Consider the following 16877-nt stretch of genomic DNA (forward strand, 5'->3'; position numbering starts at 1 on the left):
GCCAGCGGAGTGCGGGCCGATATCACGCCGAAAGCGTTGACGGTGACGGGAGTGACGGCGGCGAGCCGGGACTATGACGGCACGCAGCAGGCTGCGCTGTCGGGCGGCGCCTTGAGCGGCCTGGTCGGCATGGAAACGCTGAACTTGAATCTGGCGAACCAGACAGGCGCCTTCAGCGACAAGAACGCAGGCAGCAACAAAGTGGTCAATGTCACGGGCGCGACGGTCACGGACGGCACTGGCCTGGCCAGTAATTACGCCTTTAGCAATGCCAGCGGAGTGCGGGCCGATATCACGCCGAAAGCGTTGACGGTGACGGGAGTGACGGCGGCGAGCCGGGACTATGACGGCACGCAGCAGGCTGCGCTGTCGGGCGGCGCCTTGAGCGGCTTGGTCGGCATGGAAACGCTGAGCTTGAATCTGGCGAACCAGACAGGCGCCTTCAGCGACAAGAACGCGGGCAGCAACAAGGTGGTCAATGTCACGGGCGCGACGGTCACGGACGGCACTGGCCTGGCCAGCAACTACGCCTTCAGCAATGCCAGCGGGGTGCGGGCCGATATCGGCAAGGCGTCCATCAGTAGCGTGACGAACGTGGGCGTCAACAACAAGACCTACGATGGCTTGAGCACGGCCACGCTGAACGGTGCGGCCACTTTCAATGGCAAGGTGAACGGCGATAGCCTGACGCTGGACGGCAGCGGCGCATTCAGCGACAAGAATGCGGGCACGGGCAAGACGGTGACGGTCAGCGGTATCACCCTCGGTGGCGCGGACGCGGGTAACTACAATCTTGTCAGCAATGCATCCAGCGGCATGGCCGATATCGGCAAGGCGAGCATCAGCGGCGTGACGGACGTGGGCGTGAACAACAAGATCTACGATGGCATGACCACGGCCACGCTGAACGGCGCGGCCACCTTTAATGGCAAGGTGAACGGCGATAGCCTGACGCTGGCCGGCAACGGCGCGTTCAGCGACCAGAATGTGGCCACGGGCAAGGTTGTGACGGTCAGCGGCATCACCTTGAGCGGCTTGGACGCCGGCAACTACATCCTGGCCAGCAATGCCTCCAGTGGCACGGCGGATATCACGCCGAAAGCCCTGACGGTGGCGGGCCAGGTGGCGGGCAACAAGGTCTACGATGGCAATGCGGTAGCGCAATTGCTTGGTGGCAGCTTGCTCGGCCTGGTGGGCGGCGAAACCCTGGCCATCGCTGGCCAGACAGCGGCCTTCAGCGACAAGAACGTGGCTAACGCGAAAACCGTCACGGTCAGCGGCACCACCCTGCTCGACGGCACTGGCTCGGCCAGCAACTATACGGTGCTCAACCCGACCGGTTTGACTGCCAGCATCACGCCCGCGTCCATCAGCGCCATTGCCGGTATCGTGGCTGCGAACAAGGTGTATGACGGTGGCACGGTAGCCAGCCTGAACCTGGCGGGCACCAGCTTCAATGGCATGGTGGCTGGCGACGCCTTGAGCCTGGGCAGCGGCCCCGTCCTTGGCACATTCGGCGACAAGAATGCGGCGCTGGGCAAGACCGTGGCCATCAGCGGTTTGGGCCTGGCCGGTGCCGATGCGGGCAACTATGTGCTGGCCAGCAGTCAGGCCAGCACCACGGCCGATATCACGCCAGCCGCCCTGACGGTCAGCGCCAGCGGCGTCAACAAAGTGTATGACGCCACCACGAATGCCGCCGTCTCCTTGCGCGACAACCGCATCGGTAATGACCAGCTGAGTATTGCCAGCAATGGCGCCAGTTTCAGCGACAAGAATGCGGGTGTGGGCAAGACGGTGACGGTGGCAGGCATAAGCCTGAGCGGCACGGATGCGGGCAATTACGTGGTCAACACCAGCGCCAGCACCACGGCCACGATCTCGCAGGCAGCGCTGACGGTCAAAGTCGATAACACTGAAAAAGACCAGGGACGCGTCAACCCCGACTTCAGCGCCGGCTACAGCGGCCTGCTCGGTGGCGACACGGTGGCCGCCGAAGTGAGTGGCAACCTGGCGTTCAGCACGCCGGCGACGACGGCATCCGTGGCCGGCAATTATCTGGTATCGGCATCGGGCCAGGCGTCGAACAACTACGCCTTGAACTATGTGGACGGCGTGCTGAAAGTCAAGCCGACGGAAGCGCTGCAAAGCGCAGTCGCCAGCGTGATCGCGGCCGTTGCCGTGGCACCATCGCAGGGCAATATGGTGCAGGCAGACATGATCGTCAGTGGCGAGGCGGCACCAGGCAAGCCCGCCGCCACGCAGGAGGCGCCGCGCGAGGGAGAGAAGGGTAACGCAGGCGGCGCGCCGGTGGTGCAACTGGCCGGCAATGTCGTCAGCAATGTCCTGCCAGGCCTGCGCCTGAGCGTGGTCGACAGCGGCCTGCGCTTGCCGGTCGAAGCTGGCGGCAACACGCGCCAGGAAAGCCAGTAAAGCCCGCTGCGTCACCCTATGGTGGCGTCGGAGTGCCGCTTCGTGTTTCGAAGCGGCATTTTTTATGCCGTCGCTTCATCGCATCACTCTTATAATGGCTGCACCATCCTTGTTTTCCGTCAGAAGAGCAGCGTTGAACAGAAAGTACCATCGCATGACATCCCATTTCATCGGCGTGGCCGGCTTGCCACGCGCTGGCTCCACCTTGCTGTGCCAGTTACTGGCGCAGCATCCCGACCTGCATTGCGAAGGCAATAGCTCGCCCCTGTGCAACGCCTTGCTGGGCATGCGGCGCATGGTCAGCGACGATTCTTTTTTCCTGTCGCAGCTCGATACGAGTTTCGACGCCAGCTATGGCCATCTGAAAACAGCCATGCAGGGCTTCCTGCGCGGCTGGTACCAGGATTGCGGCAAGCAGGGCGTGGTGGACAAGAACCGCGCCTGGCTGCATTGCGTGGAGATGCTGCTGCAACTGGCGCCGGAAGCGAAAGTCATCGTCTGCGTGCGCGAACTGGGCCAGGTATATGGTTCCATCGAAGCGCAGCACCAGCGCACCATCCTGCTCGACTTTGTCGACCACCTGGCCGATTTCGACCGTCTGGGCCGTGCCGACATGCTGTTTGCCAAGGATCGCACCATAGGCGCGCCCTTGAGCTCCCTGCACGCCGTGCTGGACCTGCCAGTCGAGGTGCAGAAAAAGCTGTATTTCGTGCGTTTCGAAGACTTGATGGCGCGGCCGGTGGAATGCATGTCGCACCTGTATGCGTGGCTGGGCCTGGCGCCATGGCAGATCGATCCGCATAATCTGGCCGTGGGGATACAGGAAAGCGACAGCCATTACCGCATGAAGTATACGCACCGCCAGCAGGCGACGATCAGCGCGCCCAGGCCGCATGCGATACCGCCGCGCATCCAGGCGCAAATCGAGGAGGCGTACGGCTGGTTTTATGACCTGTATTATCCGCAACACCAGCGCGCGGCAACGCCATCGGCCTGAAAACACCTGCGGCAGTGTTAATACCACTTGCGGCACCGCTGCCGGTGCGGTATTGCCGGTTTTGCTGCAAACTCCGCTTTTCTCTCTCTCCTTCACTCTTCGCTTGTCGCGCCGTAGCCGTACCGTCTGAAGTCACTGGTATTGTAAAAAACACCGTTATATAAAACCACTTGACTACCAATTTCCGGCGTCGCATTCTCTGTGCAGAAAGCCGATGCTGCGCTGCGCTTTCTTTACGTACAACATAAAAAGCTACTTCGATAGTTTTCGTATAACGTTCAGGAGACAATGTGAAAACACGGCAATCAAGCCGGCTGGCCACGCCATTCATGGCTGGCCTGCTGGGCAGCGCGCTGCTCGCTTGCGGCGGCAATTCCCCCACCGAACCCCCATCGACCCTGCTGGCCGCGACCATCGCCAGCGACAGTTGCGCGGCCTGGAGCGCCAGCGCCGTCTACACGGCGGGCCAGTGCGCCGTGTATGACGGCAAGGTGTACCGGGCCAAATGGTGGGTGCAGGGCACGGCGCCGGGCAACGACCAGTGGGGGCCGTGGAGCCTGGATTCCACCACCCCGACACCGACACCGACACCGACACCCACGCCAGGCGTGCCCACCAAGGCCCAGGCCGAGGCGAACGAGGCGGCGCTGACGAACAATGATTTCTTCCGCAAGGTCAAGGCCTCGATCCGCACCCTGGGCAATGCGACCGTCGAAGCCGTGCAGCCTGGGCTGGCCGGCAATCCGCTCAACGTCAAGCGCGTCGAACGCCTGCTGCCGGCGGCGAAGTGGGATTACTATTTTGCCGCGCGCGACGCCAGCTACACCTACCAGCGCTTCCTGCAAGCGGTGGCCAAGTTCCCCGCCGTATGCGACGACTACAGCGACGGGCGCAATGCGGATGCCATCTGCCGCCACAGCCTGGCCACCATGTTTGCCCACTTCGGGCAGGAGACGGGTGACCATAACGCCAGCAGCCCGCTGCCGCAATGGCGCCAGGGCTTGAAGTATCTGCGCGAGCTGGGCTGCGACGAGACGGGCGCCGGCTGCGGCTACAACATCGAGTGCGCCGATCCCGTCTTCAACAAGGTATGGACCTGCGGCAAGAACGCCGATGGCAGCTTCAAAAAGTACTTTGGACGCGGCGCCAAGCAGCTGTCGTACAACTACAACTACGGTCCGTTTTCGCAAGCCATGCATGACGGCGATCAAACGGTACTGCTGAAAAACCCGGACCTCGTCGCCTCGACCTGGCTGAACCTGGCCTCGGCCACGTTCTTCTTTGTCTATCCGCAACCGCCGAAACCGTCGATGCTGCACGTGCTCGACGGCACCTGGGTGCCGAACGCGGCCGATACGACAGCCGGTGCGGGCAATAACTTTGCCACCACCATCATGATCATCAATGCCGAGTGCGGGCAGGGCACGGAAAAGCAGGCCGCACAAAACCGCATCGATTACTACAAGCAATTTGCCACCGACATGGGCTGGGATTATTCAGGCGAACAATTGTCGTGCGCCAACATGCAGCGCTTCACCCCGGCCAGTTCCGCTTCCTACAACATCTACTGGGAAAAGAACTGGAGCGCGGGTGGCGAGAACCAATGCCAGCTGGTCAGCTATCAGACGCCGTACAGCGCCTTGCTGGCCGGAAACTACGTGAAATGCGTGGAAGCCAACTGGAATGTGAAGTTGCAGTAACAGCAAGCGCAGGAAAGCCGGCCAGGGATCACAGTTGACAAGAGCCCCCATAGGGGCCTGCAACAGCTCTCGATGTATAACCATAACGGAGACAGACACCTCATGAAATCGAATGCATTATTGATGGCCTTGCTCAGCGGCGTGCTCGTCGCTTGCGGCGGCGGCCAGGAAGGCACGACGGCCACGCCAAACACCTTGCTCGCCACCGTGGAAGCGTGCGCCGTCTGGGATGCCGCCACCGTCTATACGGGCGGACAGTGCGTGCTGTACCAGGGCGTCAGCTACAAGGCCAAGTGGTGGACGCAGGGCAATGTCCCCAGCGCCACCGACCAGTGGGGACCATGGGCCGTGACGGATACGCCGACGCCGACACCGACGCCGACACCGACACCGACACCAACGCCGACACCAACACCAACACCAACACCAACACCAACCCCAACCCCGACACCAACGCCCACGGCTTGCCGTCCGGACGGCTTGATCTCGGCCGTGCCGAATGTGCCGTATTGCAAGGTGTACGATGTGAATGGCCGTGAAGTGTTGGGCAATGGCTTGAACCGGCGCATCGTCGGCTATTTCGCCAGCTGGCGCACGGGCGTCGATGGCAGTCCGACTTACTTGGTGAACAACCTGCCGTGGGACAAGATTACCCACCTGAACTATGCGTTTGCTTCCGTCAACCCGGCCACCTCGAAAATCGCCATCGGCAGCGGCGCGGCCAATCCCGATACGGGCCTCACCTGGCCCAATGTGCCGGCGGCGGCCATGGACCCATCCTTGCCATACCAGGGCCATTTCAACCTGCTGGCGCAATACAAGAAGAAGTATCCAGGCGTGAAACTGATGATTTCCGTGGGCGGCTGGGCCGGCAGCGGCGGCTTCTACACGGCCACGACGAATGCGGACGGCAGCATCAACACGGCCGGCATCAATACCCTGGCCGATTCCATGGTGGCCTTCGTGCGCCAATACAATTTCTTCGATGGCGTCGATGTCGATTACGAACATCCGACCACCAACAATGAAGCGGGCAATCCGAACGATTTCGCCGTCTCGAAACCGCGCCTGGCCGGCTTGATGACGAGCTATAACGTGCTGCTGAAAGTGCTGCGCCAGAAGCTCGACGAAGCGGCTGTGCAGGACAATAAATACTATCTGCTCACCATTGCCGGCTCCGCCTCGGGCTGGGTCTTGCGTGGCGAGGAAAACATGTCGGGCTTGAAATATCTCGATTACGCCAGCCTGATGTCGTATGACTTGCACGGCGCGTGGAACCAGTATGTGGGACCGAACGCGGCGCTGTTTGACGATGGCAACGATGGCGAATTGCGTGCCGGCAATGCTTACCAGTACCAGAACATCGGCTACCTGAACACGGACTGGGCGTATCGTTACTACCGGGGCGCCATGCAGGCGGGCCGCATCAATATCGGCGTGCCGTTCTACACGCGGGGCTGGAAGGATGTGACGGGCGGCACCAACGGCCTGTGGGGAACGACGGCGCTGACCAATTCCACCGTCACCTGCGCGGGCGTGAAAACCTGCGGCATGGGCGCCACCGGCATCGACAACGTGTGGTACGACCTCGACTCGCAAGGCAAACCCACGCCCGGTGGCGGCAACCCCATCTGGCATGCGCTGAACTTGCAAAACGGCATCGTGCCAAGCTACCTCGATGCGTATAAAGTCACGGACAAGGCGCTGGTGGGCACGTATGTGCCGTACTACAGCAGCACCATGGTGGCGCCGTGGCTGTGGAATGCGACCAAAAAAGTGTTCCTTTCCACGGAAACCACGCAATCGATCGCGGCCAAGGCCCAGTACATCGTCAACAACAATATCGGTGGCGTAATGATCTGGGAACTGGCGGGCGACTATGCCTGGGATGCCACGCGCAATGGCGGCAAGGGCGAGTACTTCATGGGCACCACCCTGACGGACGTGCTGTACCAGGCCTTCCGCACGGCTGGCGTGTACGGCAACAAGCGCGCCGAAATCGCCATGCCGGCCACGGCGGCCAACGTCAGCATCACTTTGGGCGGCTGGAAGCTGGGCGACAACAACTTTCCCATCAACCCCGTGATGACGGTGAAGAACAACACCACGTCGACCTTGCCGGGCGGCACCGTGGTGGAGTTCGACTATCCCGTCTCGGCGCCATCGGACATGAGCGACCAGTCCGGCTTCGGCTTGACGGTGATCAATGCCGGCTACACGGGACCGAACAATATCGGCGGCTTTACGAAGAACTACAACCGCGCCCGCTTTGCGATTCCCGCCTGGCAATCGCTGGCTCCGGGCGGCTCCGTGGCGCTGACCCTGAATTACCGCCTGCCGATCTCGGGACCGGCCAACTACACGGTCACCGTGGGAGGCACCAAGTATGCATTGACGCAGGAGTATCCGGAATTGCCGGTGGCGCTGCCGTAAGTTGCATCCGGTAGGGTAAACAGGAAAGGGCGGAACCTCGGTTCCGCCCTTTTTAGTTTCTACCGCAGCCTGGTATTAGAACCAGGTTTCCACCTGGAAGCCGTACGAGGTACCGCTGGTATTGTTGTTGTAGATCGGGCCGCCGTTGTTCGACGCGTTGACCGAGGCGGTAGCCGCATCGTTCCATTTGCCGTAGGTCACGAAAGCGCGCAGTTCAGGACGCGACCACAGGCCAGGACCTGCAGAGATCGTCGGCGCGATGGTCAGCTTGGTCAGGCGCTTGGCCGGCTGGCCACCCGCTTGCGTCACTCTGTCCGTGCCCAGTTCGCCCACCAGCTTGAAGTTGTCGGTGAATGCATACACAGGACGCACGCCGACCGAGGTCCAGGTCGAGGAACCTTTGGCGTTCGACTCGTCTTTTTGCCACAGGGCGACGAATTCCATGCCGAAATTGGCCATCGGCTGGATCGCCATGTCATTGAAGATGCGCGTGCGTTTCACGTCCGAACCGAAATTGGTGTCGCCCGAAGCGCCGAACTGCGCGCCATTGCCGGTGCCAGGACCGACGCCGTACTGCACGCCAAAGGTGTTGCCGCCGCCGAATACTTTACCTTGACGGTGGAAGGCCGACAGTTGCCAGCCGTTATTGCGCTTGCCCGTGAGGACGTCGTCCTTGCCTTCGCCGATGATGTAGGTCGCGGCCAGGTCCAGGGTGCCGTTTTCATTGACGGGAATCTCGCCAAAGATGAAGTTCTGGCGCACGGCCGATTTGGTGTTGACGCCGCCGTTCGGCAACGCGATCTTGATGTCGTTGTCCTTGAAGAAGGCATACGAGAATTTACCCGGGCCAGCAGGAATGCGGTCCAGGCCGGCGCCCGTGCCGTTCATGTTGATGTACTGCAGATCCAGCATGTGGATGTCAGGACGGTAGTAGAAGCGTTTACCGATCCAGGCCGTGCCGCCATTGAGGAAGTCGAGTCCCTGCGCTTCGACGTAGGCCTTGACGATGCCCAGTTTGTTGTCACCGAAATCGGAGTTTGGCGCGTAAGCGTTGACCCAGATGGTGGCCAGGTAGTTCACGCCGCCGGACTTGGCGACGGACTTGGTGTAGCCGAATTCCGTGTAGGCGTCGCACTCATTGCCCAGACGGTATTTCATGGTATTGCCACCCAGGCCGAAGCAGCCTTGCGAGCCGCCGTCGCCCGACGTATTGCTGCCGGCGCCGGCGCGCAGGTAGCCATGGAAGCCTTCGGCATCACTTGGGTACATGGGGTCGGCGATGGCGGAAGCGCTGGCGATGGCCAGGAGCAGGGCAGGTAAGGTTTTCAATGCAGTGCGATTCATGCGGTCTCCAGAAAAATGTAGGTGGTAGCGCTGGTGCCCAAGAGGACGGCCAGCGCATACGGTCTAATGCCGAAAACCAAGTCTAGCAGCGCTTTTTTAACCAGGCCGATACAAAACGTACAAGTGACGATACTTTCTTTCAAAGTGTTGTTTTTACTCAATATCGATACTCTGGTGCATAGCGGGTCTGCAAAAGAGTATCGAATTGCGGTTTTGGAGTATCAGAAAGTATCAAAGTCCGGTGCTACATTGTGGTCGTGGTGCTAAGTACCTGAGCATTGCCAACGACAAAAAACACTGGAGACACACAATGAAACGTTCCGCCATTGCCGCGCTGTGCGCCGGCGCCTTCTGCTTCGCCTCGTCCGCGATTGCCGCCACCGACCTGGTCATCGCCACCGTCAACAACGGCCACATGATCGAAATGCAAAAGCTCAGCAAGTTCTTCGAGCAAGCCAATCCCGACATCAAGCTCAAATGGGTGACCCTGGAAGAGGGTGTCTTGCGCCAGCGCATGACCACCGATATCGCCACCAAGGGCGGCCAGTTCGACGTGATGACCATCGGCTTGTATGAAACGCCCATCTGGGGCAAGAAAAACTGGTTGATCCCCATCAAGCCGGACGCTAAATACGATATCGACGACTTGCTGCCGGCTATACGAGAAGGCCTCTCCGGCGATGGCAAGCTGTACGCGTCGCCGTTCTATGGCGAAAGCTCGATGATCATGTACCGCAGCGACCTGGTCAAAAAAGCCGGCGTGACGATCGAAGACCGCCCCACCTGGAACCAGTTGCGCGACGTGGCCGCCAAGCTGCACGATCCGGCCAACGGCGTGTACGGCATCTGCCTGCGCGGCAAGCCGGGCTGGGGCGACAATATGGCGCTGATCACCACCATGGCCAATTCCTATGGCGGCCAGCTGTTCGACATGCAGTGGAAACCGCAATTTACCAGCAAGCCGTGGAAGGACGCGGTCACCATGTATGTCGACCTGATGAAGAAATACGGCCCGCCGGGCGCAGCCGCCAACAGTTTCAATGAAAACCTGGCGCTGTTCAACCAGGGCAAGTGCGGCATCTGGATCGACGCGACGATCGCCGCCTCCTTCATCACGGATCCCAAGCAAAGCAAGGTGGCCGACAAGGTGGCGTTTGCCCAGTCGCCCATCGGCGTGACGGAGCGGGGCGCCAACTGGTTGTGGATCTGGTCGCTGGCGATTCCCGCCAGTTCCAAACACCCGAATGAAGCGCAACGCTTCATCAACTGGGCCACCTCGCCCGATTACGTGAAACTGGTGGCCAGGGAAACGAGCTGGGCCAACGTGCCGACGGGCACGCGCAAGTCGACGTATGCCAGCCCCGAGTTCCAGAAAGTGGCGAAATTTGCCGCCGCCGAAGGCAAGGCCCTGGCCACCACGCGCGCCGTGCAAAGCACCATGCTGCCGTCGCCGTACGTGGGCGTGCAATTCGCTTCCATCCCGGAATTCCAGGTGATCGGCGTGGCGGCCGGCCAGCAAATGGCGGCGGCGCTGCTGGGCAAGGTGACGGTCGACCAGGCGCTGGAATTGTCGCAGCAGACGGCGGAACGTGAGATGCGCAAGGGCGGGTATTACAAGTAGGCCTGCTGCATAGTTTGCGTACCCCAACGGCATAAATCTGGGGTCGGTCCTTCGGATCGGAATGCGTCCCATTGGGCCGCATTCCCCCTCAGGGTCCGACCCCGGCACTTTAGCTTTGCGGGTTATCGGTTCACCTGTCCCAAGAGAACATTATGAAACGCATTATCCCCCGGACTTTGCTGACGCCGGCCGTGGTCGCCGTCTCCGTCATTTCCGTCATTCCGCTGCTGATTACCCTGTTTTACGCGTTCGTGCGCTATTCCATGCTCGATCCGAGCGGCCATCCTTTCCATGGCCTGGCCAATTTCCATTTTTTCTTTACCGATGCCTCGTTCCTGCCGGCCTTGCAGAACACGTTTACTTTGCTGTTTTCCGTCATGCTGATCACCGTAGTGCTGGGCACGGCGCTGGGCTTGCTGATCAATGAAGCATTCCCCGGGCGCGCCATCGTGCGCGTGCTCTTGATCTCGCCGTTTCTCGTCATGCCGGCCGTGAACGCCCTGATGTGGAAGAACATGCTGCTCAATCCGATCTACGGCCTGTTCGCGCAAATCAGCATCTTCTTTGGCGCCACGCCCGTCGACTGGCTGTCGGCCCACCCGCTGTTTTCCATCATCATGATGGTCTCGTGGCAATGGCTGCCATTCGCCTGCCTGATCTTCATGACGGCCCTGCAATCGATGGACCGCGAGCAGCTGGAAGCGGCGCGCATGGATGGAGCCACCTACCTGCAGCAGTTGCGCTATCTCTACATTCCTCACCTGGGCCGCGCCGTCTCGGTGGTGCTGATGATCGAGATGATTTTCCTGTTGTCGATCTTCGCGGAAATCTTCACCACCACGGGCGGCGGTCCCGGTTTCGACACGACCACCATCACCTTCATGATTTATCAGCAGGCGCTGCTGTCGTATGACGTGGGAGCGGCCTCGGCCGGTGCCCTGTTCGCCGTGCTCATTGCCAACATCGCCGCCTTCTTCCTGATGCGCGTCATCGGCAAGAATCTGTCGAAATAAGGAGACCTTGATGCATAGCAAATTCAATCTGTATGGCCGCACGGCCGCCGCCTGGCTGTGCGCGCTGCTGTTGTTCTTTCCCATCTTCTGGCTGGGCCTGATGGCTTTCAAGACGGAAGGGCAAGCCATTTCCACGCCGCCCCTGCTGTTCTTCACGCCGACCCTCGACAGCTTCCGCGAAGTGCTGGCGCGCGACAATTACTTCGGTTACGCGTGGAACTCGCTGTTTACCAGCGTGGTCTCCACCGCCATCGGCCTCTTGATCGCCATCCCGGCCGCGTATTCGATGGCCTTCTTTCCCACGGGCGGCACCATCGGTTTGCTGAAATTCATGCTCAGCTCGCGCTACATGCCCGGCGTGGGTGCCCTGATGCCGATTTATATCTGCTATCAGTACTTCGGCCTGCTCGATACGCGCATCGGCCTGACCATCATGTTCATGCTGATGAATCTGCCCATCATGATCTGGCTGCTGTACACCAGCATGAAGGAGCTGCCGCGCGAAATTCTGGAAGCGTCGCGCATGGATGGCGCCACCGTGTGGGACGAATTCCGCCACGTCGTGCTGCCCCTGTCCGTGGGCGGCATCGCTTCCACGGCCCTGGTGTGCATGGTGTGGTCGTGGAATGAATCGTTCTGGTCGCTGAACCTGGGCGCGTCCAACGCGGGCACCTTGGCCTGGCTGATTGCCTCGTATTCCAGCCCGGAAGGCTTGTTCTGGGCAAAATTGTCGGCCGCATCGCTGATGGCCATTGCGCCCATCATGGCGCTGGGCTGGTTCTGCCAAAAACAACTGGTCCAGGGTATGACCTTTGGCGCAGTCAAATAAACTACAGAATAGAGACACACATCATGGCTTACCTTCAACTGAGCAATATCGAAAAATTCTTTGGCGAGCACCGCGCCATCAAGGGCATCGACCTGGAGATCCGGCAGGGCGAGTTCGTCGTCTTCGTGGGGCCGTCAGGTTGCGGGAAATCCACCTTGCTGCGCCTGATCGCGGGCCTGGAGCCGATCGACGGCGGCAAGCTGTCGCTCGACGGGCGCGACATCACCAACGTGCCGTCGTCCAAGCGCGACCTGGCGATGGTGTTCCAGTCGTACGCGCTGTACCCGCACATGACGGTATTCCAGAACATGTCGTTTGCCTTGAAACTGGCCGGCGTCGATCCCGCCATCATCCGCGAGAAAGTCGACAAGGCGGCCGCCATCCTCGACCTGGGAAAATACCTGGAACGCACGCCCAAAGAATTGTCGGGCGGCCAGCGCCAGAGGGTGGCGATCGGCCGCGCCATCGTGCGCGACCCGAAAGTGTTCTTGTTCGATGAACCGCTGTCGAACCTCGATGCGGCCCTGCGCGTGCAGACGCGCATCGAGATCGCCAAGCTGCACCGCGAGCTGGGCGCCACCACGATTTATGTGACGCATGACCAGGTTGAAGCGATGACCCTGGCTGACAGGGTGGTGGTGTTGCGCGACGGGCAGATCGAGCAGCATGGCACGCCCCTGGAACTGTATGACCATCCCGCCAACCGCTTTGTCGCGCAATTCATCGGCACGCCCAGCATGAACGTGGTACCGGCCGACGCGGCGCCTCAGTTGCTGGCGCAGGCGGGCAGCGCGGCCCAGGTCGACGGTTTTGTCGGCATCCGCCCCGAACACGTGCACCTGGGTGCGGCGCAGCCGGGCAGCGTGCCCGTCACCGTCGACCTGGTCGAATCCCTGGGCGTGGAAACCCTGACCTATGTGCGCTTGCCGAACAATGTGCAGGTGGTCTCGCGCGGCGCCGAACGCAGCAGCCTGCAGCCGGGCCAGCAGACGCATTTGACGTTCGAACCGGGCTTCGTCCACTATTTTGACCGCGCCGGCAAGACCTATGCGGCGGCGAAAGGAGCGCTGTAATGGACGCCATCGCATTGAACCAGGTGAACCTGGCGCAGTTGCCGGCCAACGTGGCCGTGCCCGCGTACGCGCGCGAGACGCTCGTGGCCAGCATCGTGCATATCGGCGTGGGCGGCTTTTTCCGCGCCCACCAGGCCGTGTACCTCGACGACTTGCTGGCCTTGCCCGGCCAGGAACACGCGCAATGGGGCTATTGCGGCGTGGGCTTGCTGGCGCATGACGCGGCCATGCGCGACGCCATGCGGGCGCAGGACGGCTTGTATGCGGTGGTCGAACGCAGCGCGGCCGGCGACTCGGCGCGCATCATCGGCAGCGTCGGCGAGTATCTGTATGCGCCCGACGAGCCGCAGGTCGTGCTGGAAAAACTGGCCGACCCCGGCACGCGCATCGTCGCGCTGACCATCACCGAGGGCGGCTACTACGTCAACCAGGGCACGGGCGAGTTTGACGCGGATCATGCCGATATCGTGCATGAACTGGCGCATCCCGATGCGCCGCGCTGCTCGTTCGGCTACCTGGCCGCTGCGCTGGCCCTGCGCCATCAGCGGGGCCTGGCGCCGTTTACCATCATGTCCTGCGATAACCTGCAAAACAATGGCGACGTGACGCGCAAGATGCTGCTGGCCTTTGTCGCCCTGCGCGACGGGGAACTGGCGCGCTGGCTGGCCACGCATGGCAGCTTCCCCAACAGCATGGTCGACCGCATCACGCCGGCCACCACGGATGAACACCGGGCGCTGCTGCGTGACAGCTTCGGCATCGTCGACGCCTGGCCCGTCGTGTGCGAGCCATTCCGCCAGTGGGTCATCGAAGACGAATTCCCGCAGGGCCGCCCGGCCTGGGAAAAGGTGGGTGCGCAGATGACGCACGACGTGCTGCCGTATGAAAAGATGAAGCTGCGTCTCTTGAATGCCAGCCACCAGGCCCTGTGCTACATCGGCATGCAGCTCGGTTACACGTTTGCACATGAAGCGATGCTTGACCCTGGCATCCGCCTGCTGGTGCGGCGCATGATGGATGACGAGGTCACGCCCTTGCTCGATAGCGTGGAAGGCATCGATCTGGAACGGTACAAGGCTACCCTGATCGAGCGCTTTTCGAATCCGGCCGTGCGCGACCAGCTGGCGCGCATCGGCACGGAAGGTTCGGCGCGCATCCCGAAATTCGTGCTGCCATCCGTGCGCGAAGCGCTGGCCCGGGGCAGCGCCATCAAGCTGCTGGCCTTCACGGTGGCGTGCTGGTTCCGCTACCTGGAAGGCCACGACGAGCAGGGGCGCGAGATGCCCCTGAACGACCCGTATGCGGCGCGCCTGCGCGCGCTGGCACTGCAGGGCGGCTCGGACGCCGCGCCGTTGCTGTCCTTGCGCGAGCTGTTCGGCGACCTTTGCGACACACCAGCGTTAACGCAGGCAGTGGGCGAAGCGCTGGCCAGCCTGTATGGGCTGGGCGCGCGCGCGGCGCTGGCACAGAGCGTGGCTTGAGGGGAGGGCGCGCCATGCCACGCAAAGCCGATGCTGTCTTGCCGCAGATGGAGCTGGAACAGCAGCGCGATGCCACGCCCGGCTTCGAGCCGAAAGGCAGTTTCGGTTTCATCCGCTACCTGGAGCACGGCTTTCCGAATGCGCTGGTGCGCTGGCATTATCATGACGAGTACGAGCTGCACCTGATCGTCGAGACGAGCGGCAAGGTCTTCGTGGGCGACTATATCGGCCAGTTCGCGCCCGGTCATTTGGTGCTGACGGGGCCGCGCGTGCCGCACAACTGGGTCTCGCTCGACACGCCGCCCGAAGGCGTGGCCCTGCGCGACATGGTGCTCCAGTTTTCGCACGCGCCGCTGGCGTCGATGGCGGCCGCCATTCCTGAGTTAAAAGGGATTTTTCCGCTGCTGCAGCGCGCCCTGCATGGCGTGGAATTTTTCGGCGTCAGCGAGCAGTCGCTGCGGCGCTTTCAGCGTATCCGCGACAGCAGCGGCCTGCCGCGCTTCATCGAGTTTCTGACCCTGCTGGGCGAACTGGCGCAGATCAGCGACTACCAATTGCTGTCGACGGTGCCGATGCAGTCGAGCGATGACGACGTGGCCTTGGCGCGCATCAGTTCAGCCATCAACTTCATCGTGCACAATTACAGCAGCCAGTTTTCGCTGAAACAGCTGGCCGAGCAGGTGGACATGCCTGAGCGGACGTTTTCGCGCTTCTTTCGCAGTGCCACGGGCAACAGCTTCACGGACTTCGTCAACCGCCTGCGCATCAACAAGGCGTGCCAGTTGCTGATGGAGACGGAGCGCTACGTCAGCAACATCTGCTACGAGGCGGGTTTTAACAATGTGGCCAACTTCAACCGGCGCTTCCTGGAATTGAAAGGCATGACGCCGAAGGAGTTTCGCCAGCAGGCGCTGGGCCGTTTTGGCGCCTGAGGTTTTTTGAGGTACATTCGATGGCACGGGCGCGGACCGCTTGGGAGAGACGAGCATGGAACACGTATGGCAGAAGGACAGCGAGCGCAAGGCGCCCGAACTGGAGCGCGAAAGCTACGATGGCATCATCAATTACCTGGAACATGGCTATCCCAGCTCGCGCGTGCGCTGGCACTGCCACGAAGAATACGAGCTGCACCTGATCGTCGCCACCAGCGGGCGCTTGTTCGTGGGCGACTATATCGGCGAATTCTCGCCCGGCCACCTGGTGCTGACGGGCCCGCGCCTGCCGCACAACTGGATTTCCAACGTGGTGCCGGAAGGCGGCGTGGCCCTGCGCGACATGATCGTGCAGTTCGCCCACGCGCCGCTGGCGGGCGCCGCGCGCGTCATCCCCGAACTGCGCGAGCTGCTGCCGCTGCTCGAGCGCTCCAGCTATGGCGTGGAGTTTTTCGACATGGGCCATGAGGCCGAGCAGCACCTGGCGCGCATCCGCACCACGCATGGCGCCGAGCGCTTCGCCGCATTCGTGCAATTAATGAGCAAGCTGGCGCGCACGGCCAACTATCGCCTGCTGTCGAGCGCCTCGCTGCGCTCGTACGATGATGATGCCACCCTGGCCAAGGTCAATTCCGTCCTCAATTACATCACGGACAATTACCGCGAGCCGATTTCGGCGGAAATGCTGGCCGAGCAGGTGGGCATGTCGCTGAGTAAATTCTCGCGCTTCTTCCGCAAGGCGACGGGCAACAGCTTCACGGATTTCATCAGCCGTTTGCGCATCAACAAGGCCTGCCAGCTGTTGATGGACACGGATCAATACGTTTCCAACGTCTGCTACGACGTGGGTTTCCAGAACGTGGCCAATTTCAACCGCCGCTTCCTGCAGGTGAAGGGCGTCACGCCGAAGGAATTCCGGCGTCAGGCCGATGGGCGCTTTGGCGGCATCGGCGGGCCTGTTGCGGATACGCCACGGGCTTGAAGGCTGTCACGGGCTTGTCACTTTGCCCAGTTACTCTCC

At 61.5% G+C, this 16877-nt stretch carries 12 protein-coding genes (1 of these 12 cut by a window edge); 11 read left to right on the forward strand and 1 reads right to left on the reverse strand.

Annotated elements, in window-relative coordinates; translation table 11 throughout:
* From ACP7EG_RS19890 to ACP7EG_RS19905, 4 genes are all read left to right on the forward strand, one after another.
* On the forward strand, positions 1 to 2433 hold the 3' end of the coding sequence (locus ACP7EG_RS19890) for a YDG domain-containing protein (protein ID WP_426088997.1). Its footprint begins 7350 nt before the window's first position; the window shows 2433 of its 9783 coding nt (coding positions 7351-9783); the start codon falls outside the window, past its left edge; its stop codon occupies positions 2431 to 2433.
* Between the two features lie 154 nt (positions 2434 to 2587).
* Complete coding sequence (locus ACP7EG_RS19895) at positions 2588 to 3430, forward strand: sulfotransferase family protein (protein WP_426088998.1); 843 nt, start codon at positions 2588 to 2590, stop codon at positions 3428 to 3430.
* Between the two features lie 290 nt (positions 3431 to 3720).
* Positions 3721 to 5130 (forward strand): glycoside hydrolase family 19 protein, encoded by a 1410-nt coding sequence (locus tag ACP7EG_RS19900; protein WP_426088999.1) that lies wholly within the window; start codon positions 3721 to 3723, stop codon positions 5128 to 5130.
* A 102-nt stretch (positions 5131 to 5232) separates the two neighbouring features.
* Positions 5233 to 7563, forward strand: coding sequence for a chitinase C-terminal domain-containing protein (locus ACP7EG_RS19905; RefSeq protein ID WP_426089000.1), 2331 nt, complete (start codon positions 5233 to 5235; stop codon positions 7561 to 7563).
* A gap of 75 nt (positions 7564 to 7638) precedes the next feature.
* Here the strand turns inward: ACP7EG_RS19905 and ACP7EG_RS19910 are convergent, their stop codons facing one another.
* Positions 7639 to 8907: a maltoporin gene (locus ACP7EG_RS19910; RefSeq protein WP_426089001.1), complete on the reverse strand. Its 1269-nt coding sequence runs from the start codon at positions 8905 to 8907 to the stop codon at positions 7639 to 7641.
* Between the two features lie 310 nt (positions 8908 to 9217).
* Between ACP7EG_RS19910 and ACP7EG_RS19915 the strand changes: the two genes are divergently transcribed.
* The 7 genes from ACP7EG_RS19915 to ACP7EG_RS19945 all read left to right on the forward strand — a co-directional run bounded on the left by ACP7EG_RS19915 (position 9218) and on the right by ACP7EG_RS19945 (position 16838).
* Positions 9218 to 10528: an ABC transporter substrate-binding protein gene (locus tag ACP7EG_RS19915; RefSeq protein ID WP_096234690.1), complete on the forward strand. Its 1311-nt coding sequence runs from the start codon at positions 9218 to 9220 to the stop codon at positions 10526 to 10528.
* Between the two features lie 152 nt (positions 10529 to 10680).
* Positions 10681 to 11541, forward strand: coding sequence for a carbohydrate ABC transporter permease (locus ACP7EG_RS19920; protein WP_071078292.1), 861 nt, complete (start codon positions 10681 to 10683; stop codon positions 11539 to 11541).
* A gap of 10 nt (positions 11542 to 11551) precedes the next feature.
* Positions 11552 to 12370: a carbohydrate ABC transporter permease gene (locus ACP7EG_RS19925; RefSeq protein ID WP_071078291.1), complete on the forward strand. Its 819-nt coding sequence runs from the start codon at positions 11552 to 11554 to the stop codon at positions 12368 to 12370.
* Positions 12371 to 12393: 23 nt separating this feature from the next.
* Positions 12394 to 13443, forward strand: a complete 1050-nt coding sequence (locus ACP7EG_RS19930) for an ABC transporter ATP-binding protein (RefSeq protein WP_426089002.1) — start codon at positions 12394 to 12396, stop codon at positions 13441 to 13443.
* A complete protein-coding gene (locus ACP7EG_RS19935) occupies positions 13443 to 14924 on the forward strand; it encodes a mannitol dehydrogenase family protein (RefSeq protein WP_426089003.1) in 1482 nt (493 codons plus the stop codon). Before ACP7EG_RS19930 ends, ACP7EG_RS19935 begins: the two co-directional genes overlap by 1 nt.
* Positions 14925 to 14938: 14 nt before the next feature.
* Positions 14939 to 15856 (forward strand): helix-turn-helix domain-containing protein, encoded by a 918-nt coding sequence (locus ACP7EG_RS19940; RefSeq protein WP_096234693.1) that lies wholly within the window; start codon positions 14939 to 14941, stop codon positions 15854 to 15856.
* Positions 15857 to 15911: 55 nt separating this feature from the next.
* A complete protein-coding gene (locus ACP7EG_RS19945) occupies positions 15912 to 16838 on the forward strand; it encodes a helix-turn-helix domain-containing protein (RefSeq protein ID WP_426089004.1) in 927 nt (308 codons plus the stop codon).
* Positions 16839 to 16877: the final 39 nt, after the last annotated feature.

It is taken from the genome of Janthinobacterium sp. PSPC1-1 (assembly GCF_049897625.1).
GTDB classification, from domain to species: Bacteria; Pseudomonadota; Gammaproteobacteria; order Burkholderiales; family Burkholderiaceae_D; genus Janthinobacterium; species Janthinobacterium tructae.

Coding starts and splice junctions, on each gene's coding strand:
- ACP7EG_RS19895 (WP_426088998.1), top strand. CDS start 2,588: ATGACATCCCATTTCATCGGCGTGGCCGGCTTGCCACGCGCTGGCTCC.
- ACP7EG_RS19905 (WP_426089000.1), top strand. CDS start 5,233: ATGAAATCGAATGCATTATTGATGGCCTTGCTCAGCGGCGTGCTCGTC.
- ACP7EG_RS19910 (WP_426089001.1), bottom strand. CDS start 8,907: ATGAATCGCACTGCATTGAAAACCTTACCTGCCCTGCTCCTGGCCATC.
- ACP7EG_RS19915 (WP_096234690.1), top strand. CDS start 9,218: ATGAAACGTTCCGCCATTGCCGCGCTGTGCGCCGGCGCCTTCTGCTTC.
- ACP7EG_RS19920 (WP_071078292.1), top strand. CDS start 10,681: ATGAAACGCATTATCCCCCGGACTTTGCTGACGCCGGCCGTGGTCGCC.
- ACP7EG_RS19925 (WP_071078291.1), top strand. CDS start 11,552: ATGCATAGCAAATTCAATCTGTATGGCCGCACGGCCGCCGCCTGGCTG.
- ACP7EG_RS19930 (WP_426089002.1), top strand. CDS start 12,394: ATGGCTTACCTTCAACTGAGCAATATCGAAAAATTCTTTGGCGAGCAC.
- ACP7EG_RS19935 (WP_426089003.1), top strand. CDS start 13,443: ATGGACGCCATCGCATTGAACCAGGTGAACCTGGCGCAGTTGCCGGCC.
- ACP7EG_RS19940 (WP_096234693.1), top strand. CDS start 14,939: ATGCCACGCAAAGCCGATGCTGTCTTGCCGCAGATGGAGCTGGAACAG.
- ACP7EG_RS19945 (WP_426089004.1), top strand. CDS start 15,912: ATGGAACACGTATGGCAGAAGGACAGCGAGCGCAAGGCGCCCGAACTG.